The organism is Amycolatopsis sp. NPDC043885, from assembly GCF_056435685.1.
On sequence record NZ_JBWKEA010000001.1, the window covers coordinates 147,267 to 171,338 of the forward strand.

At 69.0% G+C, this 24,072-nt stretch carries 22 protein-coding genes; 14 read left to right on the forward strand and 8 right to left on the reverse strand.

Annotation, left to right across the window (positions count from 1 at the left end):
* Positions 1-146: 146 nt before the first annotated feature.
* The 3 genes from AC069I_RS00730 to AC069I_RS00740 form a co-directional block, all read right to left on the reverse strand.
* Complete coding sequence (locus AC069I_RS00730; RefSeq protein ID WP_125680437.1) at positions 147-725, reverse strand: LOG family protein; 579 nt, start codon at positions 723-725, stop codon at positions 147-149.
* Positions 725-1,510 carry an LOG family protein gene (locus tag AC069I_RS00735; RefSeq protein WP_478264582.1) on the reverse strand — a complete coding sequence of 262 codons (786 nt, stop codon included), beginning with the start codon at positions 1,508-1,510 and terminating at the stop codon, positions 725-727. The genes AC069I_RS00730 and AC069I_RS00735 overlap by 1 nt, the downstream gene beginning before the upstream one ends.
* Positions 1,511-1,622: 112 nt before the next feature.
* A complete protein-coding gene (locus tag AC069I_RS00740; protein WP_478225241.1) occupies positions 1,623-3,485 on the reverse strand; it encodes a glycoside hydrolase family 9 protein in 1,863 nt (620 codons plus the stop codon).
* Between the two features lie 183 nt (positions 3,486-3,668).
* Between AC069I_RS00740 and AC069I_RS00745 the strand changes: the two genes are divergently transcribed.
* From AC069I_RS00745 to AC069I_RS00770, 6 genes are all read left to right on the forward strand, one after another.
* Complete coding sequence (locus tag AC069I_RS00745; protein ID WP_478225221.1) at positions 3,669-4,982, forward strand: helix-turn-helix domain-containing protein; 1,314 nt, start codon at positions 3,669-3,671, stop codon at positions 4,980-4,982.
* Positions 4,983-5,258: 276 nt separating this feature from the next.
* Positions 5,259-7,526, forward strand: a complete 2,268-nt coding sequence (locus AC069I_RS00750; RefSeq protein WP_478225220.1) for a M4 family metallopeptidase — start codon at positions 5,259-5,261, stop codon at positions 7,524-7,526.
* 86 nt (positions 7,527-7,612) lie between these two features.
* A complete protein-coding gene (locus tag AC069I_RS00755) occupies positions 7,613-9,199 on the forward strand; it encodes a M28 family peptidase (protein WP_478264583.1) in 1,587 nt (528 codons plus the stop codon).
* A 203-nt stretch (positions 9,200-9,402) separates the two neighbouring features.
* Positions 9,403-10,458, forward strand: coding sequence for a chitinase (locus tag AC069I_RS00760; protein ID WP_192746609.1), 1,056 nt, complete (start codon positions 9,403-9,405; stop codon positions 10,456-10,458).
* Positions 10,459-10,604: 146 nt separating this feature from the next.
* Positions 10,605-11,858 (forward strand): helix-turn-helix domain-containing protein, encoded by a 1,254-nt coding sequence (locus AC069I_RS00765; protein ID WP_478225218.1) that lies wholly within the window; start codon positions 10,605-10,607, stop codon positions 11,856-11,858.
* Entirely contained in the window at positions 11,855-12,742 is an 888-nt protein-coding gene (locus AC069I_RS00770; RefSeq protein WP_478264584.1) for an aminoglycoside phosphotransferase family protein, read from the forward strand. The genes AC069I_RS00765 and AC069I_RS00770 overlap by 4 nt, the downstream gene beginning before the upstream one ends.
* Here the strand turns inward: AC069I_RS00770 and dapE are convergent.
* Positions 12,735-13,808 carry a succinyl-diaminopimelate desuccinylase gene (gene dapE, locus AC069I_RS00775; RefSeq protein WP_340684477.1) on the reverse strand — a complete coding sequence of 358 codons (1,074 nt, stop codon included), beginning with the start codon at positions 13,806-13,808 and terminating at the stop codon, positions 12,735-12,737. The two genes, AC069I_RS00770 and dapE, sit on opposite strands and share 8 nt — an antisense overlap.
* A 48-nt stretch (positions 13,809-13,856) precedes the next feature.
* On the opposite strand from dapE, the gene AC069I_RS00780 reads away from it, so the two are divergent.
* The 3 genes from AC069I_RS00780 to AC069I_RS00790 all read left to right on the forward strand — a co-directional run bounded on the left by AC069I_RS00780 (position 13,857) and on the right by AC069I_RS00790 (position 16,624).
* Complete coding sequence (locus tag AC069I_RS00780) at positions 13,857-14,246, forward strand: hypothetical protein (RefSeq protein WP_478225216.1); 390 nt, start codon at positions 13,857-13,859, stop codon at positions 14,244-14,246.
* A gap of 28 nt (positions 14,247-14,274) precedes the next feature.
* The gene (gene dapD, locus AC069I_RS00785) at positions 14,275-15,261 is read left to right on the forward strand and encodes a 2,3,4,5-tetrahydropyridine-2,6-dicarboxylate N-succinyltransferase (protein ID WP_478234465.1); all 987 of its coding nucleotides are present in this window, start codon (positions 14,275-14,277) and stop codon (positions 15,259-15,261) included.
* A 391-nt stretch (positions 15,262-15,652) separates the two neighbouring features.
* A complete protein-coding gene (locus AC069I_RS00790) occupies positions 15,653-16,624 on the forward strand; it encodes a CHAD domain-containing protein (protein ID WP_478225215.1) in 972 nt (323 codons plus the stop codon).
* Here AC069I_RS00790 and AC069I_RS00795 read toward each other — a convergent pair.
* Entirely contained in the window at positions 16,600-18,003 is a 1,404-nt protein-coding gene (locus AC069I_RS00795; protein WP_478264585.1) for an FAD-dependent monooxygenase, read from the reverse strand. The genes AC069I_RS00790 and AC069I_RS00795 overlap by 25 nt on opposite strands.
* An 80-nt stretch (positions 18,004-18,083) precedes the next feature.
* Between AC069I_RS00795 and AC069I_RS00800 the strand changes: the two genes are divergently transcribed.
* Positions 18,084-18,692, forward strand: a complete 609-nt coding sequence (locus AC069I_RS00800; RefSeq protein ID WP_478225213.1) for a TetR/AcrR family transcriptional regulator — start codon at positions 18,084-18,086, stop codon at positions 18,690-18,692.
* On the opposite strand, the gene dapC is transcribed toward AC069I_RS00800, so the two are convergent.
* The 3 genes from dapC to AC069I_RS00815 form a co-directional block, all read right to left on the reverse strand.
* On the reverse strand, positions 18,693-19,784 hold the full coding sequence (dapC, locus tag AC069I_RS00805) for a succinyldiaminopimelate transaminase (protein WP_478234461.1): 1,092 nt from the start codon (positions 19,782-19,784) through the stop codon (positions 18,693-18,695).
* Positions 19,781-20,101, reverse strand: coding sequence for a ferredoxin (fdxA, locus tag AC069I_RS00810; protein WP_016331413.1), 321 nt, complete (start codon positions 20,099-20,101; stop codon positions 19,781-19,783). The genes dapC and fdxA overlap by 4 nt, the downstream gene beginning before the upstream one ends.
* A gap of 110 nt (positions 20,102-20,211) precedes the next feature.
* Positions 20,212-20,403, reverse strand: a complete 192-nt coding sequence (locus AC069I_RS00815) for a hypothetical protein (RefSeq protein WP_478225211.1) — start codon at positions 20,401-20,403, stop codon at positions 20,212-20,214.
* A 53-nt stretch (positions 20,404-20,456) separates the two neighbouring features.
* Between AC069I_RS00815 and AC069I_RS00820 the strand changes: the two genes are divergently transcribed.
* From AC069I_RS00820 to AC069I_RS00835, 4 genes are read left to right on the forward strand one after another with little or no spacing between them, the layout of a single operon-like run.
* On the forward strand, positions 20,457-21,191 hold the full coding sequence (locus tag AC069I_RS00820; RefSeq protein ID WP_478234583.1) for a GNAT family N-acetyltransferase: 735 nt from the start codon (positions 20,457-20,459) through the stop codon (positions 21,189-21,191).
* Positions 21,188-22,183 (forward strand): 2-phospho-L-lactate transferase, encoded by a 996-nt coding sequence (gene cofD, locus AC069I_RS00825; RefSeq protein ID WP_478225210.1) that lies wholly within the window; start codon positions 21,188-21,190, stop codon positions 22,181-22,183. The genes AC069I_RS00820 and cofD overlap by 4 nt, the downstream gene beginning before the upstream one ends.
* Positions 22,176-23,513, forward strand: a complete 1,338-nt coding sequence (locus AC069I_RS00830) for a coenzyme F420-0:L-glutamate ligase (protein WP_478264586.1) — start codon at positions 22,176-22,178, stop codon at positions 23,511-23,513. The genes cofD and AC069I_RS00830 overlap by 8 nt, the downstream gene beginning before the upstream one ends.
* The gene (locus AC069I_RS00835; protein ID WP_478225208.1) at positions 23,510-24,055 is read left to right on the forward strand and encodes an NUDIX hydrolase; all 546 of its coding nucleotides are present in this window, start codon (positions 23,510-23,512) and stop codon (positions 24,053-24,055) included. The genes AC069I_RS00830 and AC069I_RS00835 overlap by 4 nt, the downstream gene beginning before the upstream one ends.
* Positions 24,056-24,072: the final 17 nt, after the last annotated feature.

A 24,072-nucleotide genomic window follows, 5' to 3' on the forward strand; every position in this document is an offset into this window, starting at 1 on the left:
GGGGGCGATCGCCTTCGGGGGTCCCAAAAGGGAGTTCTTTTAGAAGAAGGAATTTCTTTTGGGGGGGGGGGGGAGGGGGGGGGGGGTGGGGGGGGGTTTTGGGGGGGAAACCCAAAACCCCCCCCCACGACCCACGCGACCAAGCCCTACTTAGCCCACTTAGGCCGAGGCGGAGGCACGTAGTCCGCGAAGCCGTCCAGGAGCACCGAAGCGTCCGAGTCGATCGAGAGCATGTCCCGGTACCCAGCCGACAGGAAGCCCTCCGACACCATGTGGTCGGCGAACTTCAGCAGCGGCGCGTAGTACCCGCCGACGTCGACCAGCCCGATCGGCTTCTCGTGCAGCCCGAGCTGCGCCCACGTCCACACCTCGAACAGCTCCTCCAGCGTCCCCGCGCCGCCGGGCAGCGCGAGGAAGCCGTCGGACAGCGCGGCCATCTTCGCCTTCCGCTGGTGCATGTCGGCGACGACGTGCAGTTCGGTCAGGCCGGCGTGCGCGATCTCGACGCTGCCCAGCGCCTCCGGGATCACGCCGATCACCTCGCCGCCCGCGGCCAGCGCGGCGTCCGCGACGACGCCCATGGTCCCGACCGAAGCCCCGCCGTAGACCAGCCCGATGCCCCGCGAGGCCAGCAGCGTGCCCAGGGCGCGAGCTTCGTCGGCGTACCGCGGGTCGAAGCCCATCGAAGAGCCGCAGAAGACACAGACCCGGCGCGGAGCCGCCATCAGTGGGTGTCCTCCCAAGCCTTGTACGAATCCTGCACGACGCGTACGGCGTCTTCGATGTCGTCGGTCACGTGCAGAAGCTCGAGGTCCTTCTGACCGATCTTGCCCTCGGCGAGCAGCGAACTGGCGATCCAGTCGTACAGGCCGCCCCAGTACTTGCTGCCGAACAGCACGACCGGGAACTTCGTGACCTTCTTCGTCTGCACCAGCGTGAGCGCCTCGAACAACTCGTCGAGCGTGCCGAAACCGCCGGGCAGGCAGATGAACGCCTGCGAGTACTTGATGAACATGGTCTTGCGCGCGAAGAAATACCGGAAGTTGACGCCGAGGTCGACCCACGGGTTCAGGCCCTGCTCGAACGGCAGCTCGATGCCGAGGCCGACCGAGAACCCGCCCGCCTCGTTGGCGCCGCGGTTCACCGCTTCCATCGCGCCGGGGCCGCCGCCGGTCATCACCGCGAAACCCGCGTTCGCGAGCGCGCCGCCGATCTTGCGGCCGAGTTCGTACTCCGGGTGGTCCCGCTTGGTCCGCGCCGAACCGAACACCGTCACCGCGCGCGGCACCTCGGCCAGCGCACCGAAGCCCTCGACGAACTCCGCCTGGATCCGCAGCACGCGCCACGGGTCGGTGTGCACCCAGTCGCTCGGACCCCGCGAGTCCAGCAGGCGCTGGTCGGTGGTGCTGTCCTGGTCACGGCGATCCCGCCGCAGCACGACCGGACCCTTGTGCCGTTCGAGGGGACGTTCCGGGTACTGGCCGTCGGGGAACTCGCTTGTCTCGCTCACCCCGCCAAGCCTACGACGTCGTCACCGTCCGGAGCGGCAGCATCGCCGCGAACAGGAGTTGTCGGATACGCGAACGCGGGACCCGCCGGTGAGCGGGCCCCGCGATCACGCCTCAGGAACGTCCGGTCAGCGCGAACGCGAGCATGGCCGTCGAGGTGAAGTCGATGGCGGGCTCGTTGCTCGGCCACGACGCGAGGTCGTCGGCGTAGCGGGCCTCGGGGGTGTCGAAGGCTTCGAAGGGCTTCCTGCAGTCCTTCGAACCGGGCGGGAGCTCCATGTGCTCGAAGTTCTCCGCTCCGTTGGGTCCGTTCACGACGGCGCCGTAGAGCAGTTTCTCCTCTCCGGCGAGGTTCGCCGCCTGGTGATGCGGGCACCGCGGGTACGTGGTGCCGACGCCGACGACCAGCGAGATGCCCCAGGCGTTCGCGCCGAGGGTGAAGTTCCGCTGCTGCGAACCGAACGCCGCGTACCGGCGGTCACCGGTCAGGTCCGCGTACAGCCGCTCGGTCGCGGCGAACCCGAAGCTCTTGCTGGCCGCGTCGAATTCCTTCACCGAGACGGCGGTCCGGAAAGGACTCTGAGCCGCGCTCGCGACCCCTTCGTCGAGCTGACGGCGGAGGTCGCCGATCAGTTCCTTCGGACCGAGCGCGGCACCCGGGACGCCGTGCCGCAGGAGCTTCGCCAGATCGGCGTGCGCCAGCGCGCTGGTGTCGTACAGGTTGAGCGTGCTCTTCTCTTCGACGTCGATGTAGGCCTTCGCCCAGTGCGCCGCCTGCCGCGTCCACTCGGCGGACCGCGGGTCACGCAAGGCCTTGGCCGCCAGGGCCAGCTGCGTCGCACCGAGTTCCATGTCGTCCCGCCAGGATGATTCCGGGTAGTACGCGTGCGGGAACGCGGTGACCAGTTCGCCGACGTTCTCGGTCTTGGCCTGCGCGAAGACCGACGAGGCCTCGGCGAGGTATTCCTTTGCCAGCGCGGGATTCCGCTTCGCCTCGACCTGGGCGCCGAGCGCGAACGCGGCGGCGACGCGGCCGGCGAGGTTCGGGCTGAGCGCGGATCCGCCGGGGTTCGCGGGGAAGACCGGCCGGTGCTTCACGAAGTACTTGGGGTCACCGGGTTTCACGTCGAGCGGGTCGTCGTCGTGCGGATTCCGCCAGACGTCGTGGTCGCCGAGGAACCCGAACTTGTCGCTGCCCGTCCCGATCCCGACCTGGGCGTAGAGCGTCTTGCTCTTCTCGTCCCACATCTTGTCGAGCCAGTCGAGGCCGAGCTTGACCTCCTTGGCCAGCACCCGATCGTAGTCCTCGCGGAGCACGTAACCCAGCTCCGCCAGCGAGTACGCCGTGTTCGACGTGAACTTGACGAAGTCGCCCGCGTCGACCCAGCCACCCTCGACGTCGACCGGCCCGCCCGCCGGCTTCAGCGGTTCGGTGATCTCGTCGCCGAATTCACCGCCGAACGCGGGCCATTCGTAGACCGTGGCCTGCTTGTCGGCCAGGTGCGAGGGTTTGCGGTCGAGACGGCCGGGGATGATGTCGTCACCGTCGCGCTGCGCCTGGAAGAACTCGTTGGTGGCACGGACGAGCGGCGTGAAGAGCCGGTCCTTGGTGTCCACCCGGAACGTCGGCGACGTCGCCTTGGTCTCGCCGGTGACCTCGATCCGGTACTTGCCCGGCAGCCAGACCTTCGACAGGTCCAGCTGGTACACCGCCGAGTACTTCGCGTTCCACGCGCCGAGCGACTGCCCGGTCCGTCCACGATGGACGGTCCGGCCGCGTTCGTCGATCACCGAGAACGCACCCGGCGCGCTGGACAGGAGATAGGCGTACTTGGTCTCGGTGATGCCGTAGCCGACCTGATCGACCCGCACCTCACCTTGGACCGCCGCCGCGGCCGAAACCGCCGGAACCGTCAAACCCCCGAGGACCAGTGCCGAAACCGCGGCCACCGTCCGGGACCAGGAACTCACCATCATCGGCGCCCCGCTCATGGATTAGTTAAGAAAGTTTCCTTTTTATGGCGCAAGACGCTAGCGCCCGGGACGCCACCAGTCAATATGTCCGTTTCGCCGGTCGGAAGTCACCGGATCCGGCCGTTGTTGGCGGGTATCCGCCCAGCTCAGCCGGATACCCGCCGGGAAATCGTCTACCGTGGATCGGTGCCGTCCAGGGCAGAACCACTCGGCGCGCGGATCCGGCGGTTGCGCCGGGCACGCGGGCTGACTCAGCGTGAGCTCGCCGAGCCGCGCTACGACCGCGGTTTCCTCGCCAAGGTCGAGTCGGGCCGCCGTCTGCCCTCGGACGACGTGCTCTCCCACCTCGCGCGACGGCTCGGCCTCACCGCGGACGAACTCCGCTTCGACCGGCCACCGGGCGCCGCCGAGGAACTCACCGAGGCGCTCGAGACCGCGTACCGCGAGTTGCAGCAAGGCGGACTCGAGGCCGCCGAACGCGAGTTCACCCGGGTGGAACACCGAGCGGCGGAGTACCGGCTGCCGGACGTCCAATGCCACGCGCGCTTCCATCTCGGCGAAGTCCAGTGGCAGCGCTACGACATCCCGTTGGCGGACAAGGGATTCGCGCACGCCATGGAACTCGCCGACGCGGCGTCGCCCCGGCTGCGCGCGATGATCGTCAACCGCCTCGCCGCCTGCCGCGCGCTTTCGGGTGATCTGGGCGCTTCGGTCGCGCTCGTGGAAAACGCGCTCGCCGATCTCCGCGCCCCCGGCACGAGCGATCCCGACGCCGAGCTGGCGTTGGTGACCGCGTTGATCCATCCGCTGATCGAAATGGGCGCGCTCCGCCGCGCCCGTCGTGCCGCCGATGAAGGCCGGCGCGTCCTCCCTTCCGCTCACCGTGCGGACATCGCCGCGCGCTATCACCGGCAGGCCGCGCAACTGTGGCAGGCGATCGGCCTGGTCGACCGCGCGGAGAAGGACCTTTCGCGGGCACTGCGCCTGTTCACCTCCCTCGGCTACGACCGCGACGCCGCCCGGTGCCGCTGGGCGCGCGGCTTCCTTTGGCGGCGACTGGGCAAACTCGACGAGGCGCACGCCGAACTGCGGCTCGCGCGCGATCTCCTTGCCAAGGCGGGATCGCGGGAAGGTGTGCTCGGCGCGACCATCGAACTCGCCGATGTCCGCCGCCGCCAAGGGAAGCTCGACGAGGCCGCCGAACTCGCCGAAGGGATCCGCCCGCTTCTGGATCGATCCCCCGATATCGAGGCCAGGGCCGAGGTTCTCCGGTTACTGGGACTCATCGCCCGCGCGCGCGGCGACCTGTCCGAGGCGACCGCGCTACTCGAAGAAGCCGCCACCGCACAGGAAAAGTCCGAACTGCGCGGCGCGCTCGTCGCCACCTCACTGCATCTGGGCGACACGTTGCGCGCCCGCGGATTAATCGAAAAGGCCGCGGAGGCCTATCGGCGCGGTGTACGCGCGGCCGCTATGTCCGATTTCGGGCCGACCGGCTGAAAACCATACGAAAGTCGCCATATATCGCACATGGCGGGAAAACTCTTACTACACAGGCATTTCATTCCCTGCATGTCGATCTTCACCCGCTCCGCTAGGCCATCCGGCCCATTGACGCACCTTGTGACCGGCTCCTTTACTCGGACGTGTCCATCGGGATAACTCCAGTTATCCGAATGGGCACGCTCCCCGTCCCCCGCCGTGCGCCCGCCAGGTCGAATTCCCCGCCGCGCCTCTAGCCGGACGGGTACACGGTCCTGCCCATGGAAGGTTCACATGACCGTTCAGCGAGGGCTCAGAACAGGGTTGGCGGCCGTCGCCGGCCTTGCCCTGAGCATGACGTTTCCGGTGACCCCGGCGAACGCGACCACCGCCACCATCCAGCCCGCGAGCCCTGACGCCGTGGCCGCGAGCGCGGCCGACCGGGCCGCCGCGACCGGTGTAGACCAGCTGCGGAAGGGGGCGCAGGAAGACTTCCGCCGCGTCGGGCTGACCCCCGGTGGCGGAGGACTCTTCTACGCCGCTTACGAACGAACCTACCGTGGCCTGCCGGTCGTCGGCGGGGACGCGGTGGTGGTCGCCGACGGCGCCGGGCGCGTCCGCGGCACCAGCGCCGCGGAGACCGCGGCGATCTCGGTGGACACGAAGGCCAAGATCTCCGCGGCGAAGGCGACCGAGGTCGCGCGCGGCCAGCTATCCAAAGTGGACAGTGTCGCCGCGCCGAAGCTCGTCGTACTGGCGGGGAACTCCCCCAAGCTCGCCTACGAGGTCGTCGTCGCCGGTACCAAGGCGGCGAACCCGAGCAACCTGCACGTCTTCGTGGACGGCGTCACCGGCGCGGTGCTCGAAACCCGTGACGACGTCAAGATGTCCAACTTCCCGGCCGCCGCGCCGAAGGCGACGTCGAACGACGTCAGCACGCTGGGCGCCGGGAACAGCTACTACGTCGGCAACGTCACCATCGACACGACGAACTCCGGCGGCACGTACACGATGCGCGACCCGCAGCGCACCAACATCAGCTGCGCCCGCCAGAACGGCTCGCCCTACAGCGGACCGGACGACAACTGGGGCAACGGTTCCGGCACCGACCTGGAAACCGCCTGCGTCGACGCGCTCTTCGGCGTCCAGACCGAGTGGAAGATGCTGGGCGAATGGCTCGGCCGCAACGGCATCAACGGCAGCGGCGGCGGCTTCCCCGCCTACGTCGGCCTCAACCAGGCCAACGCCTACTGGAACGGCTCCTCGACCACCTACGGCCGCTCGCAGGACGGCCAGCGCCAGGCCACCCCGATGGACGTCGTCGCGCACGAGTACGGCCACGCCATCTTCCAGACCACGCCGGGCGGCGCGGGCAGCGGCAACGAGAACGGCGGCCTCAACGAGTCCACCGGCGACATCTTCGGTGCCGTCACCGAGCACTACGCCAACAACGCCAAGGACGTCCCCGACTACGACGTCGGCGAGGGCGTGAACCTGGTCGGCCGCGGCCCGATCCGCTACATGAACCAGCCGAGCAGGATCTCCGGCAACCCCGACTGCTACTCGTCGTCCATCCCGAACACCGAGGTGCACGCCGCCGCGGGCCCGCAGAACCACTGGTTCTACCTGCTCGCCGAGGGCACCGCGCCGGTCGGCAAACCGGCCAGCCCGACCTGCAACAACACCTCGATCACCGGGATCGGCATCCAGAAGGCCGCGAAGATCTTCTACAACGGCCTGCTGAAGAAGACCTCCAGCTGGAACCACCGCGCGGCCCGCAAGGCCACCCTGGAAGCGGCGCTCGCGCTGTACCCGGGTTCCTGCACCGAGTTCAACACCACCAAGGCGGCATGGAACGCCATCAGCGTTCCCGCGGCGACCGGTGAACCGGCCTCGTGTACCCCGCAGGGTGACGACTTCTCGGTCGGCGTCACCCCGGCGGCTGGTTCCGTCAAGCCGGGCGAGTCGGCCACGGTCACGGTGAACACCGCGACCACCAACGGTGCGGCACAGACGGTTTCGTTGAGCGCCAGCGGTCTTCCCACCGGGGCGACCGCGTCGTTCAACCCCGCTTCGGTGCAGTCGGGCGGTTCCTCGACGCTCACCATCGCGACGTCGGCGAGCACCCCTGACGGCACCAGCACGATCACGGTGACCGGCACCGCGGCGAGCGGCACGCACACCGCTCAGTACAAGCTGACCGTCGGCACCGGCGGCGACGTGCGCACCTACAGCAACGACACCGACTACGCGCTGAACGACTACGGCACGGTGAACAGCCCGATCACCTCGACCGCCACCGGCAACGCGGTTTCGCCGGTGAAGGTGACGGTGACCGGGACGCACACCTGCTCCGAGGACCTCCGGATCAGCCTGAAGGCCCCCGACGGCAGCACGTACTCGGTCAAACCCACCGGTTCCCTGCCCTGCACCGATCTGGGCACCCGGAACTACTCGGTGAACGTGACCAACGAAGTCGCGGCGGGCACGTGGACCCTCGTGGTCTACGACGCCTACGCGCAGGACACCGGCACGCTCGACAGCTGGTCGATCACCGTTTGATTCCCGTTCCGTGAAGGCCTCCTTCCCTACCTTCAGCGTAGGGAAGGAGGCCTTCACGGACCATTACCCAGAAAGGAAACCCCAGCATGAAGTGGGGAAAGCGAATAGGAGCGGCCGTCGTCGGCATGGCCGCCGTACTGGGTGTCGTCACGGCGCCCGCGCAGGCGGTCACGGCCGCCGCACCGGACATCTCGCTCGCCAACGTCAAGGCGCACTTGAGCGCGTTGCAGACCATCGCCAACCAGAACGGCGGCAACCGCGCCGCCGGACGGCCGGGCTACCCGGCGTCGGTGTCCTATGTGGCACAGAAACTGCGCGACGCCGGCTACAACGTCACGTTGCAGTCCTGCACGAGCTGCGCGGGTTCGAACCAGAACGTGATCGCGGAATGGCCGCAGGGTGACGCCAACCAGGTCATCATGCTCGGCGCGCACCTCGACAGCGTCAGCGCCGGCCCCGGCATCAACGACAACGGCTCGGGTTCGGCCTCGATCCTCGAAGTCGCGCTGACTCTGGCCCGCGAGAACCCGGCGATGGCGAAGCGGGTCCGCTTCGGCTGGTGGGCCGACGAGGAGTCCGGTCTGCGCGGGTCCAGGTTCTACGTCAACAGCCTGCCGCAGACCGAGCGCACGAAGATCAAGACCTACCTGAACTTCGACATGATCGGCTCCGACAACTGGGGCTACTTCGTCTACGACGACGTCGCTTCGGTCAAGGCCGTGTTCGACGAGTACTTCCGGACGATCGGCATCCAGACCGAGGGCGATACCGAAGGCGACGGCCGTTCGGACCACGCGTCGTTCAAGAGCGCGGGCATCCCGGTCGGCGGTCTCGCGACCGGTGCCGGGTACACGAAGAGCGCGGCGCAGCAACAGAAATGGGGCGGCACCGCCGGAAGGGCGTTCGACAGCTGCTACCACCGCGCGTGCGACACGCTGTCGAACATCCCGGACACCCCACTGGAGAAGAACAGCGACGCGATCGCGTACGCGCTCTGGAAGCTCGCCGTCGGCACGTCGACGGGGCCCGACTTCTCGCTCGGTCTCTCACCGTCCTCCGGCACCGTCCAAGCGGGACAGTCAGCGACCGTCACGGTCAACACCACGACGACTTCCGGTGCGGCACAAGCGGTTTCGCTGAGTGCCAGCGGTCTTCCCGCCGGGGCGACCGCGACGTTCAACCCCGCTTCGGTGCAGTCCGGCGGCTCCTCGACGCTCACCATCGCGACGTCGGCGAGCACCCCCAACGGCACCAGCACGATCACGGTGACCGGTGACGGGACCTCGGTGGACCGCACGGCGCAGTACACGCTCACCGTCGGCGACGTCAGCGTGCGCACGTTCACCAACGGCACCGACTACGCGCTGAACGACTACGCGACGGTCAACAGCCCGATCACGTCCACCGCGACAGGCACGGCGACCTCGCCGGTGAAGGTGTCGATCACCGGGACGCACACCTGCTCCGAGGACCTCCGCATCAGCCTGAAGGCCCCCGACGGCAGCACGTACTCGGTCAAACCCACCGGTTCCCTGCCCTGCACGGATCTCGGCACCAGGACGTACTCGGTCCCCGTGACCAACGAGGCCGCTTCCGGCACTTGGACGCTCGTGCTCTACGACGCCTACGCGCAGGACACCGGCACGCTCGACAGCTGGACCATCACCGTCTGACCATCCGAATGACGAAGGCCATCTCACGAGGACACCCGGCCTCGTGAGATGGCCTTCGCGCGTGAGGGAGATTTTCGGGCAACTCTTGGATATCTGGTCTAGACCACCCGATCGTCGGTAGCGCCACTCATGCGCGGCGACCTATGTTGAGCCGAACGGCCGCTTCCTGTTCGTTCAAACCGCTTTCGAGATGGGAGCTGGGTATGTTCGGTCGCGTCTCACGGCTGCTCGCAATCACCGGCGCGGCGGTACTCGCCGTCACCACACTCGTCGCCTTGGGCTCGGCGCAGGCGTCTCCCGACGCCGAGGTCTGCGCGGTCAAATCGAAGCCCGCGGGCAAGGTCCTGCAGGGCTATTGGGAGAACTGGGACGGCGCCTCGAACGGCGTCCATCCGCCGATGGGCTGGATCCCGATCACCGACGCCCGGATCAAGGCCAATGGGTACAACGTGATCAACGCGGCCTTTCCGGTCATCCTGTCCGACGGAACGGCAAAATGGGAGGATGGGATGGACGCGACTGTGAAGGTCGCGACCCCCTCCGAAATGTGCGCCGCGAAGGACGCCGGCGCGACCATCCTGATGTCCATCGGCGGCGCCACCGCGGGGATCGACCTGAATTCGGCCACCGTGGCGGACAAATTCGTCGCGACCATCGTGCCGATCCTGAAGAAGTACAACTTCGACGGGATCGACATCGACATCGAAACCGGCCTCACCGGCAGCGGGAACATCAACACGCTTTCCGCTTCGCAGAAGAACCTCATCCGCATCATCGACGGCGTTCTCGCCGCAATGCCGCCGAACTTCGGGCTCACCATGGCGCCCGAGACGGCGTACGTCACCGGCGGCAGCGTCGTCTACGGCTCGATCTGGGGCGCGTACCTGCCGATCATCAAGAAGTACGCGGACAACGGCAGGCTGTGGTGGCTGAACATGCAGTACTACAACGGAAGCATGTACGGCTGCTCCGGTGATTCGTACCAGGCCGGGACGGTCCAGGGCTTCGTCGCGCAGACCAACTGCCTCGACAAGGGCCTGGTGATCCAGGGCCAGACGATCCGCGTGCCCTACGACAAGCAGGCTCCGGGCTTGCCCGCGCAGGCCGGCGCCGGCGGTGGCTACATGTCGCCGAGCCTGGTTTCCCAGGCGTACCGCAGCATTCCGGCGCTGAAGGGCCTGATGACCTGGTCGATCAACTGGGACGGTTCACGGAACTGGACATTCGGGCAGAACGTGAAATCCCTGCAGGGCCGCTGAGTCGTCCGTCTGATCACGCGAGTCCCGCCTATGATCACGCGAGCTTGCTGTGCGGAACCGGCGAACTCGCGTGATCAGGGGGCGAACTCGCGTGATCGAACGGCGAACTCACGTCATCGGCGGGTTCGCCCGTATCGTTCTCGGTCATGGACGAGGAGGTCGGCGGACGGCTACGGCGGCTCCGCGCCGAACGCGGCCTCACCCAGCGCGAACTCGCCGAACCGCACTACACCGCCGCGTACGTCTCGTCCGTCGAGACGGGCGCGCGGACACCCTCCGGTGACGCGATGCGCCATTTCGCCGCGCGACTCGGCGTGGACACCGGCGAACTCCTCGGCGTGACGTCGCCCCGCGACGACGTCCGGCTCGATCTGGACATCGCGGCGGCCGCGGCGGATTTCCTGGCGGGGACCGGTTCGGCGCCGAAGATGCGGCGCCTGGCCCGGCGGGCCGAGAAGATCGGCCGTCACCGCCAGGCCGGACTCGCCTGGATGTGGCTCGCGCGGTTCACCGAGGGCGACGCCAGGGCACGGCCGGTGGCCGCCGCCGAAGCCGCGCTCGCCGACGACATCCCGCCGTATCGCGAACTGGCCGCCGCGCTGCGGGCGAACGTCCTGATCGGCCGGGGCGAGCCGCATCACGCGATGCACCTGCTCCGGACGGCGCTCGACGCGAGCCTCGTCCGCCATCCGCATCCGGTGCTCCTGCTGACCCTGCACGCGTACCTCGCCGACGGGCAGCTCCGCCTCGGCGAGAACGCCCAGGCCGCGCATCACGCGGGAGAGGCACTTCGGCTCGCTCGCGGCAGCGAGGAGATTCTGGCCGAACTCGCCGGGAACCAGCGACGGCTGGCCGAGTCCTATCTCGGCGAAGGACGGCTGGCCGACGCCGTCGCCGCCGTGTCGGCGCTGCACGATCTGCTCCACGAACGCGCCCTGCGGCCGGTGCTGGCCCGGTGCCTGTTCGCGCGAGCCCTGAACCGGCGTGCCGACGATCTCGAAGGCGCTCTGGCGGACCTTCGCGCGTCACGCGCGGCCGCACCCGATCACACCGTCACGCTGGAACTCGCCGACGTCTGCCGCGAACTCGGTCGTCTCGGCGACGCCTCCGCGCTACTCTCCGAAGCAACCGAAGCCATCCCTGAGGACTCGCCGCTGTCAGCTTCACTCACGTTCCAGCAGGGCTCACTGGCCCTGGCCCGTGGAGACCTCGAAGCAGCCGAAGCAGGCTTCGCGCATGCCATCGACGTAGCCGCCCTCCACGACACCCGCGGCGTCTTGGCCGCTTCAATCGACAAAGCTGGAGAGCTACTGCGCGATCAGGGGCGTTTCGAAGAGGCCGCGGACCTACTGCGGCATGGACTGCTCCTTCTCGGAGCCGAGGAGGACGTTTCCCAGTGACCGAAGTGGACTTGGAAGACATCAGAGCTCGTTTGGTGAGCCGATTCGGCGCCGACGCCGACGGATGGCTCGCCGGGGTCCCCGCACTCGCCGCGAGGCTGGCCTCTCGATGGGACTTCGAGCTCGGCGAGCTGTTCGAGAGCGGCGCCTCGTCCGTCGTCCTGCGCTGCCGTTGGTCCGATGGGATGCCGTCGGTGCTCAAACTCAGCCCGGACGGGGCGCTGCTGACCAAACAGCTCGAAATGCTGCGGGTGTTCGCGCCGTCGGGCCGGGTGCCCGCCGTCCTCGCCGCCGACGCGGACGCCGGTGCGATGGTGCTGGAAGAGATCCAGCCGGGCACCCCGGCCGAGGACCTGCCGCTGCCGACCCTGCCGGAACGTTGGGGAGACCTGCTCAGCGCGCTGCATTCCGTCGCCCCGCCGGCGGACTGGCCGTGGAGCCTGCGCGGCCGGTTCGAGGAATCCTTCGACCGGATCGGCAAGCGGATCACCGAACCGGCCATCGCCGCCAGGATCGGCCCGGAAAACTGGCGCCTGGCGATCGAGCGCTGCGAGAAGTTGCTGGACACCCAGGCCGGCGTCGTGTTGCTCCACGGCGATCTGCATCTCGGCAACGCCTTGGACGGCGGCTCGCGCGGCCTGATCGCGATCGACCCGAAGGCGTGCGTGGGTGATCCGTGCTTCGACGCCGTCGACTACGTGGTGAGCGGCGCCGGGCACGAAGGCGTCGAGGCCCGTTGCCATACGGTGGCGAACGCCTGCGGGCTCGACGGGGACAGGTTGTACACCTGGAGCCGGGTGGTCGCCCCCATGTTCGCCATCTCGCACCTGACCTATGGCGGCCCGGAGCAGGCGCTCGACGAGTTGCTCGCCCTGACTAGCTGAGGAATTCGCGCAGCACCGCGGCCACTTGCCGGATCTCGCCCGCTCGGACGTTCTCCTGGCGGGTGTGCGCCAGCGTCGGGTCGCCCGGACCGAAGTTCACCGCCGGGATCCCGAGTGCCGCGAAGCGCGCGACGTCGGTCCAGCCCAGCTTCGCGACCGCTTTGCCCCCGGCCGCGGCTACCAGCTCGGCCGCCGCGGGAGCGCTCAGGCCGGGCAATGCCCCTGGCGACAAGTCGACGATCTTGACGTCGTAGCCCTCGAAGACCTCGCGAAGGTGCGCCTCGGCATCCTCCGGGGAGCGGTCGGGAGCGAAGCGGTGGTTGATCGTGAGCACGGCTTCGTCCGGGACGACGTTGCCCGCGACGCCGCCGCCGATCTTCGTGGCCTGCAACCCTTCCCGGTAGGTCAGGCCGTCGATGTCGACCACCCGCGGCGTGTACTCGGCCAGCCTGCGCAGCGGTTCGGCGAGACCGTGGATCGCGTTGACGCCCATCCAGCCGCGCGCGGTGTGCGCCCGGACGCCGTCGACGCGGATCTCGATCCGCATCGTGCCCTGGCAACCGCCTTCGATCCCGCCGTTCGACGGCTCGCCGAGGATCGCGAGGTCGGCTCGCAGCCACTCGGGCAACTCACGCTCGATGCGCCCGAGACCGTTTTTCGTCGCTTCGATCTCTTCGCAGTCGTAGAACACGAAGGTGATGTCGTGCCTCGGCTCCCGGAGCGCGGCGGCGAGGTGCAGGAAGACGGCGTCACCGCTCTTCATGTCGACGGTGCCGAGACCGTGCAGGATCTCGTCGTCACCGGTCCCCTCGCGGCGCACGGGCAGGTTCTCGTTGACCGGAACGGTGTCGAGATGCCCGGCCAGCAGCACCCGCGAAGGGCGGCCGAGGTTCGTGCGGGCGAGGACCGCGTCGCCGTTGCGGATCACCTCGAGATGCGGCGCCTGCGCCTGGAGCGCGGCCTGCACGGTGTCCGCTATCACCTTCTCCTGCTCCGAGACGCTGAAGATGTCCACCAGCGCGGCGGTGAGGGCGACGGGATCGGCGTGCAAGTCGAGCGAAGGCATGCCCGCACCGTACCGCCGGGGGCCCGGGGCTACCGTGAAGGAGTGCGCATGCGAACGATCTTGGTCGCCCTCCTCCTGGTGCTCAGCGGGTGCGGATCGAGCGAAGTCCCGGTGAAGGTCCGGCCGACCCAGAGCACCGGCCCGGACGTGCTGCCGATCAAGCTCAAGGCGCTGACCACCGATCAGTGCTATCTGGCGCCGGGGACCGAATCGCCCAAGGGCTGCCAGAAGTACGTCACCGAGCTCTCGAGCGCCGCGGGCACCGTCCGCAAGCGCCGCCCGGACCTGTCGTCGCACGCCGACGTCCTCGATCGCCCGATCGCCGCCTTCCGCGCCGCGAACTGCCAGGCCCAGGCGGCTCCCGGGGGACCGTGCGGCCAGGCGCTCACCGATATGGCGACGGCGCTGACCAGTGTGAAGAGCCTCGTCGGCGGCTGAGGAGCGTCACTGGGTTACCGTTCAGGTCGTGAGCGAGCAGACCCCTGACCCCGAAACGACCGGCGCCACCGGCGTCGGACTGGCCACCGTCACGACCGACGGCACGGTACTGGACACCTGGTTCCCGCTGCCCAAGCTGACCGACGGCTCCGACAGCAAGGCCGGCACGGTGCGGCTGACCGCCGAAGAGGCCTCCGAAGCCCTCGGCGAGGCCGCGGCCGCCCAGCTCGGCCCGGACACCGATCGCGGTGTCGAGGTCGTCGCGGTCCGCACGACCATCGCCCGGCTGTCCGACGCCCCCGGCGACACGCACGACGTCTACCTGCGTCTTCACCTGCTGTCGCACCGTCTGGTCCGGCCGCACGGCGCGAGCCTCGACGGCATCTTCGGCCTGCTGGCGAACGTCGTGTGGACCAACCACGGACCGTGCCCCGTCGAGGGCTTCGAGGCGACCCGGCTGCGGCTGCGGGCGCGCGGCAACGTCACCGTCTACAGCGTGGACAAGTTCCCGCGGATGGTGGACTACGTCGTGCCGACCGGAGTCCGCATCGCCGACGCCGACCGCGCCCGCCTCGGCGCGCACCTCGCCAACGGCACCACGGTCATGCACGAGGGCTTCGTCAACTTCAACGCCGGCACGCTCGGCGCCTCCATGGTCGAAGGCCGGATCTCGGCGGGCGTCGTGGTCGGCGACGGCTCCGACGTCGGCGGCGGCGCGTCGATCATGGGCACGCTGTCCGGTGGTGGCAAGGAAACGATCTCGATCGGCGAGCGCTGCCTGATCGGCGCGAACGGCGGCGTCGGCATCTCGCTCGGCGACGACTCGGTCGTCGAAGCGGGCCTGTACGTCACGGCCGGCACGAAGGTGACCTTCGAGGGCAAGGTCGTGAAGGCGCTGGAACTGTCCGGCATCTCGGGCGCGGTGTTCCGGCGGAACTCGGGGACCGGCGCCGTCGAGGTCGTCGCGCGCACCGGCGTCGGCATCGAGCTGAACGCGGCCCTGCACGCGAACTGACCTGCGGAAAGAGAGCAAGGGACCTTTGCTACCACTCTCCCCGGAGGGCGGGAGGGTGTGTGGGAATAGGGACGTTGAGTGTCCCTATTTCCACACACCCCTCACCCCGCGTAGCGACACTGACCGACCGTGTGGGTTTTGGGACGTTAGATGTCCCGAAACCCACACAGTCATCTGAGGCGCCCGGGGCCGCTGCGCGCGCGGGGAGCAAGGGACCTTTGCTACCGCCTGAGTCTCTCGGGCGCCGCGAAGGCCACTTTCGCGACACCCTCGGCAGCACGAAAGGAGAGCAAGGGACCTTTGCTACCACTCTCCCCGGAGGGCGGGAGCAAAGGTCCCTTGCTTCTCTCACGGCCTGGACCACCTTGCCGGTTCACCTAGAATTCATCTTGTGACAGCCGAGACCCTGCCGCGCAAGAACGCCCCTTCGACCACTCCGGCCGCGCTCGGGCTCGGCGACCGTCCCGCGAAAGCCGGGCCCGGCGATCCGGCGGCCACCCATGTCCGGGTCAAACTCGACGTCGAGATCCGCGCGCTCCTCGCGCACGAGCCGGGCACCAAATCCGGCGCCGACCCCGAAGATCTGCACCAGATGCGGGTCGCGCTACGCCGCATGCGAAGCGTCCTCAAGCTCTCCGGTCGCCTCGTCGGCCCGGACGCCGAGCCGGTGCGCGCCGAGCTCGGCTGGCTCGGCCAGTCCCTCGGCGACGTCCGCGATTACGACGTCCTGATCGGGCATCTCCGTGAGGTCGTCGCCGAGTTCGAGGTGCGCGACCAGCCGGCCGCGCGCCGTCTGGTGTCGAAGTTCGTCACCGAGCGCGGCGTCGCGAAGCGGCGGCTCACCCGCGCGCTCGCCAGCCCCCGGTACGCCTCGATGCTGCAGGATATCGGCCGCCTCGCCCGGCAGCCCGCCGCCGAAGAACCCACTGCCGAGGCCGCCCCCACCTCGGCCGATCTCGTCGCCGGTCTCGCGAAGCCGCATCGAAAGCTCGCGAAGGCCGTGAAGGCTCTTCCCGCCGATCCTCCGGACGACGACCTTCACGCGCTTCGCATCTACGGCAAGAAACTCCGCTACGCCGCCGAGATGGCCAAGCCCGCCGCGAAGAAGAAGCAGGCGGAGCGGATCCAGCGGCTGATCAAGGCCACGAAGAACTTCCAGACCGTCCTCGGGGACCACCAGGACGCCTGCGTCGCCGCCGATCGGATGCGCGGCGTCGCAGCCTCCGTCGACTCCGAGGTCGCCTTCATCGCCGGCCGGATCGCGGAGAAGGAACTGCTGCGCCGCGCCGAGGTCCGTGCCGTGTGGCGCGACGTCTGGGCCGAAGTCGACGAAGCCGCTCAGGCGGTGAGCCCGCGGATATAGCCGTCCGGGCGAACCAGCACCTGCCGCCCGTTCTCGGCTTCATACGCGGCGAAGGCGTGCCCGCCGAAGTCCTCGAAGTCCGTGTCGGACAGCGCGCTGCCCGCGGGCAGGATCCGCCGCGCGCCTTCGGGCGCCGGGCCGTCGCCGAACACCAGCACCGTCGCCCGCGGGCCGCGCAGCACCTCGAACAGCCGGACGGTCTTGCCGTTCGCGTCCCTCAGCGGCGCGTCCGGCGCGCGGTCGCCGGGCCGGATCCGGCCGGTCGCCGCGGGCGCGAGCGGCCCGCCGCGATACCCGATGTCGAGCTGACGCGTGTTCTCCCCGCGCTCGTGCGCGTCTTCCGCGCCTTCCTTGTACTTCTCGAGGATTTCAGTGCTGATCTTCAGCACCCGCGCGGCGACCCCGCGCCGTTCGGGCTCGTAGCTGTCGAGCAGCTCCGGTGAACCGTCGGCGAGTTTCCAGCCCAGGTTGTACGCGTCCTGGACACCGGTGTTGAGGCCCTGCCCACCGGTCGGCGGGTGGACGTGCGCCGCGTCGCCGGCGAGGAACACGCGACCGTCACGGAACCGCTCGGCGAGCCGGATATTGGGCCGCCACACCGTCGACCAGGCGAGGTCGTGCAGCCGGACCCCGCCGCCGGACAGTTCGTCGAGCCGGGACTGCAAGGTGCCGAGCGACGCCTCGACCTCCTCCTCACCCAGTGGCGCGGCGAACTGGAAATGCGGCACCCCCGGCAGCGGCGTGAGCACGATCCCCGACATCGGGTCCTCGGGCTTCGCGAACCAATGCCCGTACGCGCGATCGAGTCCCTCGGCCTGGACGTCCCCCAGCAGCATGCGGACCGATTCGTCGGTGGTGCCCTCGAACGCGATCCCGAGCGCCTTGCGCACGAAGCTCTTCCCCCCGTCCGCGCCGACGAGGTGGCCGACCCGGACGCGCTCGCCCGGCAGTTCGGCGGTCACCCCGTCGGCGTCCTGCTCGAAGCCGAGCAGTGGCGTGCCGAGCTCGACCTGGACGCCGAATTCGGCGAGCCGCTCACGAAGGATCCCCTCGGTCCGCGACTGGCCGAGGAAGTGGCCGTTCGGGTATGGCACGTCCGGGGTCGGCTCGGCGAGTTCGGCCATCCTCCGCTCGCCGACGACCTCGCCACCCAGATGGATCTTCACCGCCACCGGCGGCTGCCCGGCGGCCAGGACCGCGTCCAGTACCCCGAGATCCTCGAAGACCTCGAGCGTGCGCGGTTGCAGGCCATCGCCGCGCGAGCCTTCGAAGAACGTCTCGGCCTTCTCCACGATCCGCACGGCGACGCCGCGGCGCGCGAGATCGATGGCCAGCGTGAGGCCGGTCGGTCCGGCTCCCGCGATCAGTACCTCGGTCATCTCCGCCTCCGGTGAATTGAGATTCAGTGAATTAGAATTCACTATGCTCGTTGCTAGCCTTCCGTGTCAAGGAGGTGCCGATGACGGCGATGAGCCGCAAGGAGAAGGCGGCGGAGACCGAGGCCGCGCTCAAGGAGGCGGCGAAGCGCGTTTTCGCGGCGAAGGGGTACCTGAACACCAAGATCACCGACATCACGGCGGAGGCCGGACGCGCGGCGGGCTCGTTCTACAACCACTTCGCGAGCAAGGAAGAGCTGCTCGAAGCGCTCCTCGAGGACCTCGCGGCGGCGAGCGACGTCAACGCGGCCTCACCGGAGCACATACCCGACTTCACCGACCCGCAAGCCGTGCGCTGGCACGTCTGCGAGTACTGGAACTTCCACCGCGACAACGCCGCGACGATGCTCGCGCTGCGCCAGGCCGCGATGGTCAGCGACGAGTTCGCACGCACCTATGCGCGCTTCGGCGCCGCTCAGGCGGCGGACATCCTCGACCACCTCGGGTACATCACCGCGGCGGGCATGGAACTCCCGGCGTCGGAGCGGGTCACGCTCGCGATGATGGCCGAACTGGTCAACGGTTTCGCGCACACGTGGCTGCTCGACCCGTCAGCGATCTCCGAAGAAGAAGCCGTCGAGGCGCTGACGCGGTTCGTCTACCGGGGTTTCACCGGCCGCGACGTGCCCTAGTCAGGAAGCGAGCCGCTCCACGGCCGCGTCGATCCGCTCGTCCGTCGCCGTCAGGGCGATCCGGACGTGCCGTCCACCGGTCGGCCCGTAGAAGGTGCCCGGAGCGGCGAGGATGCCGCGATCGGCCAGCCAATCGACCGTGTCGAGCGCGGATTCCCCGCGCGTGGACCAGAGATACAGCCCGGCCTCGGAATGCGAGATCTCGAAACCGCTGTCCAGCAACGCCTTACGCAGCACCAGCCGACGGCGCGCGTAGCGTTCCCGTTGCGCGGCAAGCGCTTCGTCGTCCTTCAGCGCGGCGACCATGGCCTCCTGCACCGGCCGCGGCACGATCAGCCCGGAGTGTTTGCGGATCTCCAGCAGCCCGGCGACGAGCTTCGGATCACCGGTGACGAATCCGGCGCGGTAGCTGGCGAGGTTCGCGGACTTCGACAGCGAGTGGACGGCCAGCAGGCCGTCGAGGGAGCCGCCGTGCACGGACGGGTGCAGGATCGACACGGGCTCGCTTTCCCAGCCCAGCGCCAGATAACACTCGTCGGAGACCACGACGACATCGCGTTCCCGCGCCCATTCGACGACCTTGCGCAGGTGGTCGACGCCGAGCACGCGCCCGGTCGGGTTGGACGGCGAGTTGATCCACAGCATGGACGGCCGCTGCGGACCGACCGCGAAGGTGCTGTCCGCGCGCAGCAGGGAAGCACCCGCCAGCAGCACTCCGACCTCGTAGGTCGGGTACGCCACCTCGGGGATCACGATGAGATCGCCGGGGCCGAACCCCAGCTGCCGCGGCAGCGAAGCGACCAGCTCCTTCGAACCGATCGTCGGCAGCACGGCCGCCTCGGGAACACCCTCGATGCCGTGCCGCCGCGAAAGCGCGTCGATCGCGGCGGCCCTGAGCTCGGGGATCCCGTGCGTGGTCGGGTACCCCGGGATCTCCGACACGGACGCGAGCGCCGCGCGAATGCTCTCGGGGACCGGGTCCACCGGCGTGCCGATCGACAGGTCGACGAGGCCGCCGGGATGCGCCTGGGCTTTCGCCTTCGCCTCGGCCAGGGAGTCCCAGGGGAAATCGGGAAGAGCGACCCGGCTCATTCGCCCTGCGGGGGAAGAGCCTTGATGAAGGCGGGGTCGTGACTGGTCTTGCCGACCTTGGAGGCGCCACCGGGCGAGCCGAGCTCGTCGAAGAAGTCGACGTTGGCCTTGGTGTAGTCGTTCCACTCGTCGGGGACGTCGTCCTCGTAGTAGATCGCCTCGACAGGGCAGACCGGCTCGCAGGCACCGCAGTCGACGCATTCGTCCGGGTGGATGTACAGCATGCGGTCACCCTCGTAGATGCAATCCACGGGGCACTCGTCGATACACGCCTTGTCGAGCACGTCGACGCAGGGCTCGGCGATCACGTAGGTCACTGCGCACTCCTGCTTTATCTCTGCTTCACCAGTCTGCAACGGACATTACGCGCCCACGGGCGCGACCGGCCCGCTTAGGCCACCCTTATCGGCACTACGGGGATGGGCGTTCAGCGGTCTTTCCGGCGAGGCGGCGGAGTGGCCCTGCTGTCCCCAGTGATGACGAACTTCGGCGCGGCGGGCTTCGCCGCTTCCGCGTCCTTCTCGACGGCCTTTTCCGCGCCCAATGCCCGGTTGAAGCCGTCCGAGATCTCGCGGACGAGGTCTTCGTTGTGCCTGTCGTCCTTGCGCGCGATGCTCATCGGGGTCCCTCCACTGCCTTCCTTGGCACAATCTAACCGTGAACAGTGCGGAAATGCTCGAGCTCACCTGTAGCCAGGCTTGGACTCCCCTGCTCGAGAGCCGGATCGGTGACTGGAGGCTCCGCTGGGCGGACGGGTTCACCGCGCGGGCCAACAGTGCCCTGGCGATCGGTGACCCGGGAAAACCGCTGCCAGACGCCCTGCGGACGGTCTGTGACTTCGCCCATGATCATGCCATCCCGCCCGTCGTTCAGGTGATCCAGAACACGTCTCTCGAAGACGCCATCGCCGCCCGCGGCTGGGTCCACTATGTGGAACACCGCCCCGCGCACGAGGTCCGCGTGCTGACCGGGCCGCTCTCGCACGGGACCTCGGCGGGAACGGTGATTCTGGACGAACCGACGTCCGGATGGTGGGAGATGACGGCGGGCGGTGCGGATCCGGCGGAGGCGCCAAGGCACGTCCTCGGCACCGGCAAGGTCGGCTTCGGGGTGGTCGAAATCGACGGCGTCACGGCGGGCGCGGTGCGCGGAGCGGTCGTCGGCGAGTGGCTGCACATCGCCCGTTTGGAGGTACGGCCGGAGTTCCGGCGGCGAGGGCTCGCACGCGGGCTGATGAACGCCGTGGGCGCCTGGGGCGCCGCTCAGGGCGCGACCGGGATGGTGCTGCAGGTCGCGGTGGCGAACTCCGGCGCGCTGAAGCTGTACGAAAGCCTGGGCTGTACGGAGCACCACAGGTACCGCTACTGGGCCCCGGCTCCGGGGGCGTGCGAGGATCGCCCGTCGTGAAGGTCGTCATTTTGGTCGGCGGAGTGGGCGGGGCCCGCTTCCTGCTGGGGGTCAAACAAGCACTGGGTCTGCCCGCGACCGGTTCCGCGCCGGAATCGCCGCATGAGGTGACCGCGCTGGTGAACACCGGGGACGACGTGTGGATGCACGGTCTGCGCATCTGCCCGGACCTGGACACCTGCATGTACACCCTCGGCGGGGGGATCGACGAGGAGCGCGGCTGGGGTCACTCCGGGGAGACCTGGACGGTCAAGGAGGAGCTCGCCGCCTATGGTGCCGAGCCGACCTGGTTCGGCCTGGGCGACAAGGACATCGCGACGCATCTGATCCGTTCGCGGATGCTGCGCGCGGGCTATCCGCTGTCGCAGGTCACCGAGGCGCTGTGCGATCGCTGGCAGCCGGGCGTACGCCTGCTGCCGATGTCGGACGACCGCGTCGAGACGCATGTCGTGATCGACGACCCCGAGGATCCGGACCAGCGCAAGGCGATCCACTTCCAGGAGTGGTGGGTGCGCTACCGCGCGGAGCCGAAGGCGCATTCGATCATCGCCGTCGGCGCCGACGAGGCCAAGCCGGCGCCCGGCGTGCTCGACGCGATCGCGGCCGCCGACATCGTGCTGTTCGCACCGTCCAACCCGGTGGTCTCGGTGGGCACGACGCTCGGTGTCCCGGGAATCCGCGACGCACTGCGGAAGACGCGTGCCAAGGTCGTCGGTGTCTCGCCGATCATCGGCGGTAAGCCGTTGCGCGGTATGGCCGACGCGTGCCTGAGCGCGATCGGCGTGGAGACCTCGGCCGAGGCCGTCGGACGGCATTACGGATCCCGCGAGCAATCCGACGGCGTGCTCGACGGCTGGCTGGTCTCCGAGGGGGAGACCGTCGACGTGCCGGGAGTCGCCGTCCGCGACGTACCCCTGCTGATGTCCGATGTGGACGCTACGGCGGCCATGGTGCGCGCCGCTTTCGATCTGGCGGGAGTTTCCGTTGAGTGACCACGCTTCCGCGAAGATCGAGATCCTGCCGGTCGAGGGCCTGCCGGAGTTCCGCCCCGGCGACGACCTGACCGGGGCGATCGTCGAGGCGGCCCCCTGGCTGCGGTCGGGCGACGTCCTGGTCGTGACGAGCAAGATCGTCTCCAAGGTCGAAGGCATGCTGATCCGGGTCCCGTCCGATCCGGAGGAGCGCGACGCCGCCCGGCGCAAGCTCGTCGAAGAGGAGTCCGTCCGCGTGATCGCGCGGATCAACCGGACGGTGATCACCGAGAACAAGCTCGGCATCGTGCAGGCCGCGTCCGGTGTGGACGCGTCGAACGTGGCCTCCGGCGAGGTCGCGCTGCTGCCGTCCGATCCCGACGCTTCCGCGCTCGCGCTGCGGAACGGGCTGCGTGAACGGCTCGGTGTCGAGGTCGCCGTCGTCGTCACCGACACGATGGGCCGTGCGTGGCGGGTCGGGCAGACCGACGCCGCGATCGGTGCGTCCGGCCTGCGGGTGCTGCACTCGTACGCGGGTGAGGTCGACAGCCAGGGCAACGAACTCGCGGTCACCGAGGTGGCGATCGCCGACGAACTCGCCGCCGCGGCGGATCTGGTCAAGGGCAAGCTCGGCGGGACCCCGGTCGCCGTCGTGCGCGGCCTCCGGCTGACCGACGACGGTTCGACCGCCCGCAAACTGCTCCGCCCGGTCGAAGAAGACCTGTTCCGCCTCGGTACCAACGAATCCATCGCCCAGGGCCGCCGGGAAGCCGTGCTCGCGCGGCGTTCGATCCGGTCGTTCACCGACGAACCGGTCGATCCCGAGGTGCTGCGCCGCGCGGTCGGGACGGCGCTCACGGCTCCCGCTCCGCATCACACGAAGCCGGTCCGGTTCGTGTGGCTGCGCGAGGAAGGCTTGCGCCGCAAGCTTCTCGACGCGATGAAGGTGTCGTGGCAGGCCGATCTCGAAGGCGACGATTTCACCGCCGAACAGGTCGCGAAGCGCCTCAGCCGCGGCGACATCCTGTACAACGCGCCCGAAGTCGTGGTGCCGTTCCTCGTCGCCGAGGGCGCGCACACCTACCGCGACGACCGGCGGAACGCTTGTGAGCACACGATGTTCACCGTCGCCGGTGGCGCCGCCGTGCAGGGCCTGCTGGTCGCGCTCGCCGCCGAAGACCTCGGCTCGTGCTGGATCGGGTCGACCATCTTCGCGGCGGACATCGTGCGTGACGTCCTCGGCCTGGACGAGCGCTGGGAACCGCTCGGCGCCGTCGCGATCGGGCATCCCGCCGTCCTCCCGCCCGCGCGCGGTCCCGTCGAACCCGGTGAAGGACTTCTCGAACTGTGACCCTGCACGACGACGTTGTGTCCACTTTGTCCGGTTGGCGACCGGGGGACGCGGCCCAGGAATCCTTGCGCCAGGCCTATCTCGGCTTCCTCGCCGCCCGCGACGACGTCTGCCGCCGCGAATGCGCGGCCGGGCATATCACCGCGTCGGCCGTCCTTCTCGACGCCGACGCGGAAAACGTGCTGCTCACCCTGCATCCGCGAGTCGGGCGCTGGTTGCAGCTCGGCGGGCATTGCGAACCAGGCGACGCGACGCTCGCGGACGCCGCGCTTCGTGAGGCACGAGAGGAATCCGGTATCGAGGACCTCGTGATCGACCCGGCCCCGGTGCATCTCGACGTCCACCCGATCACGTGCTCGCTCGGCGTGCCGACCCGGCATTTCGACGTGCGTTTCGTGGTGCGCGCGCCACGGGGAGCGCAACCGGTCCAAAGCGACGAATCGGACGATCTTCGTTGGTGGCCGGTGGATTCCCTGCCGGAAGGGTCGGAAGATCTCGCCGAACTGCTGGAAGCCGCCGTGCCCGCGGCGTCCGGCCGTTAGGGTGTCGGCTGACGTTC

Bases quoted from the DNA above. Each gene is read 5' to 3' on its own strand.
- AC069I_RS00730 (WP_125680437.1), bottom strand. From the start codon at position 725: ATGGCGGCTCCGCGCCGGGTCTGTGTCTTCTGCGGCTCTTCGATGGGC.
- AC069I_RS00740 (WP_478225241.1), bottom strand. From the start codon at position 3,485: ATGATGGTGAGTTCCTGGTCCCGGACGGTGGCCGCGGTTTCGGCACTG.
- AC069I_RS00750 (WP_478225220.1), top strand. From the start codon at position 5,259: ATGACCGTTCAGCGAGGGCTCAGAACAGGGTTGGCGGCCGTCGCCGGC.
- AC069I_RS00755 (WP_478264583.1), top strand. From the start codon at position 7,613: ATGAAGTGGGGAAAGCGAATAGGAGCGGCCGTCGTCGGCATGGCCGCC.
- AC069I_RS00760 (WP_192746609.1), top strand. From the start codon at position 9,403: ATGTTCGGTCGCGTCTCACGGCTGCTCGCAATCACCGGCGCGGCGGTA.
- AC069I_RS00765 (WP_478225218.1), top strand. From the start codon at position 10,605: ATGGACGAGGAGGTCGGCGGACGGCTACGGCGGCTCCGCGCCGAACGC.
- dapE (WP_340684477.1), bottom strand. From the start codon at position 13,808: ATGCCTTCGCTCGACTTGCACGCCGATCCCGTCGCCCTCACCGCCGCG.
- AC069I_RS00780 (WP_478225216.1), top strand. From the start codon at position 13,857: ATGCGAACGATCTTGGTCGCCCTCCTCCTGGTGCTCAGCGGGTGCGGA.
- AC069I_RS00795 (WP_478264585.1), bottom strand. From the start codon at position 18,003: ATGACCGAGGTACTGATCGCGGGAGCCGGACCGACCGGCCTCACGCTG.
- AC069I_RS00800 (WP_478225213.1), top strand. From the start codon at position 18,084: ATGACGGCGATGAGCCGCAAGGAGAAGGCGGCGGAGACCGAGGCCGCG.
- dapC (WP_478234461.1), bottom strand. From the start codon at position 19,784: ATGAGCCGGGTCGCTCTTCCCGATTTCCCCTGGGACTCCCTGGCCGAG.
- AC069I_RS00815 (WP_478225211.1), bottom strand. From the start codon at position 20,403: ATGAGCATCGCGCGCAAGGACGACAGGCACAACGAAGACCTCGTCCGC.
- AC069I_RS00820 (WP_478234583.1), top strand. From the start codon at position 20,457: ATGCTCGAGCTCACCTGTAGCCAGGCTTGGACTCCCCTGCTCGAGAGC.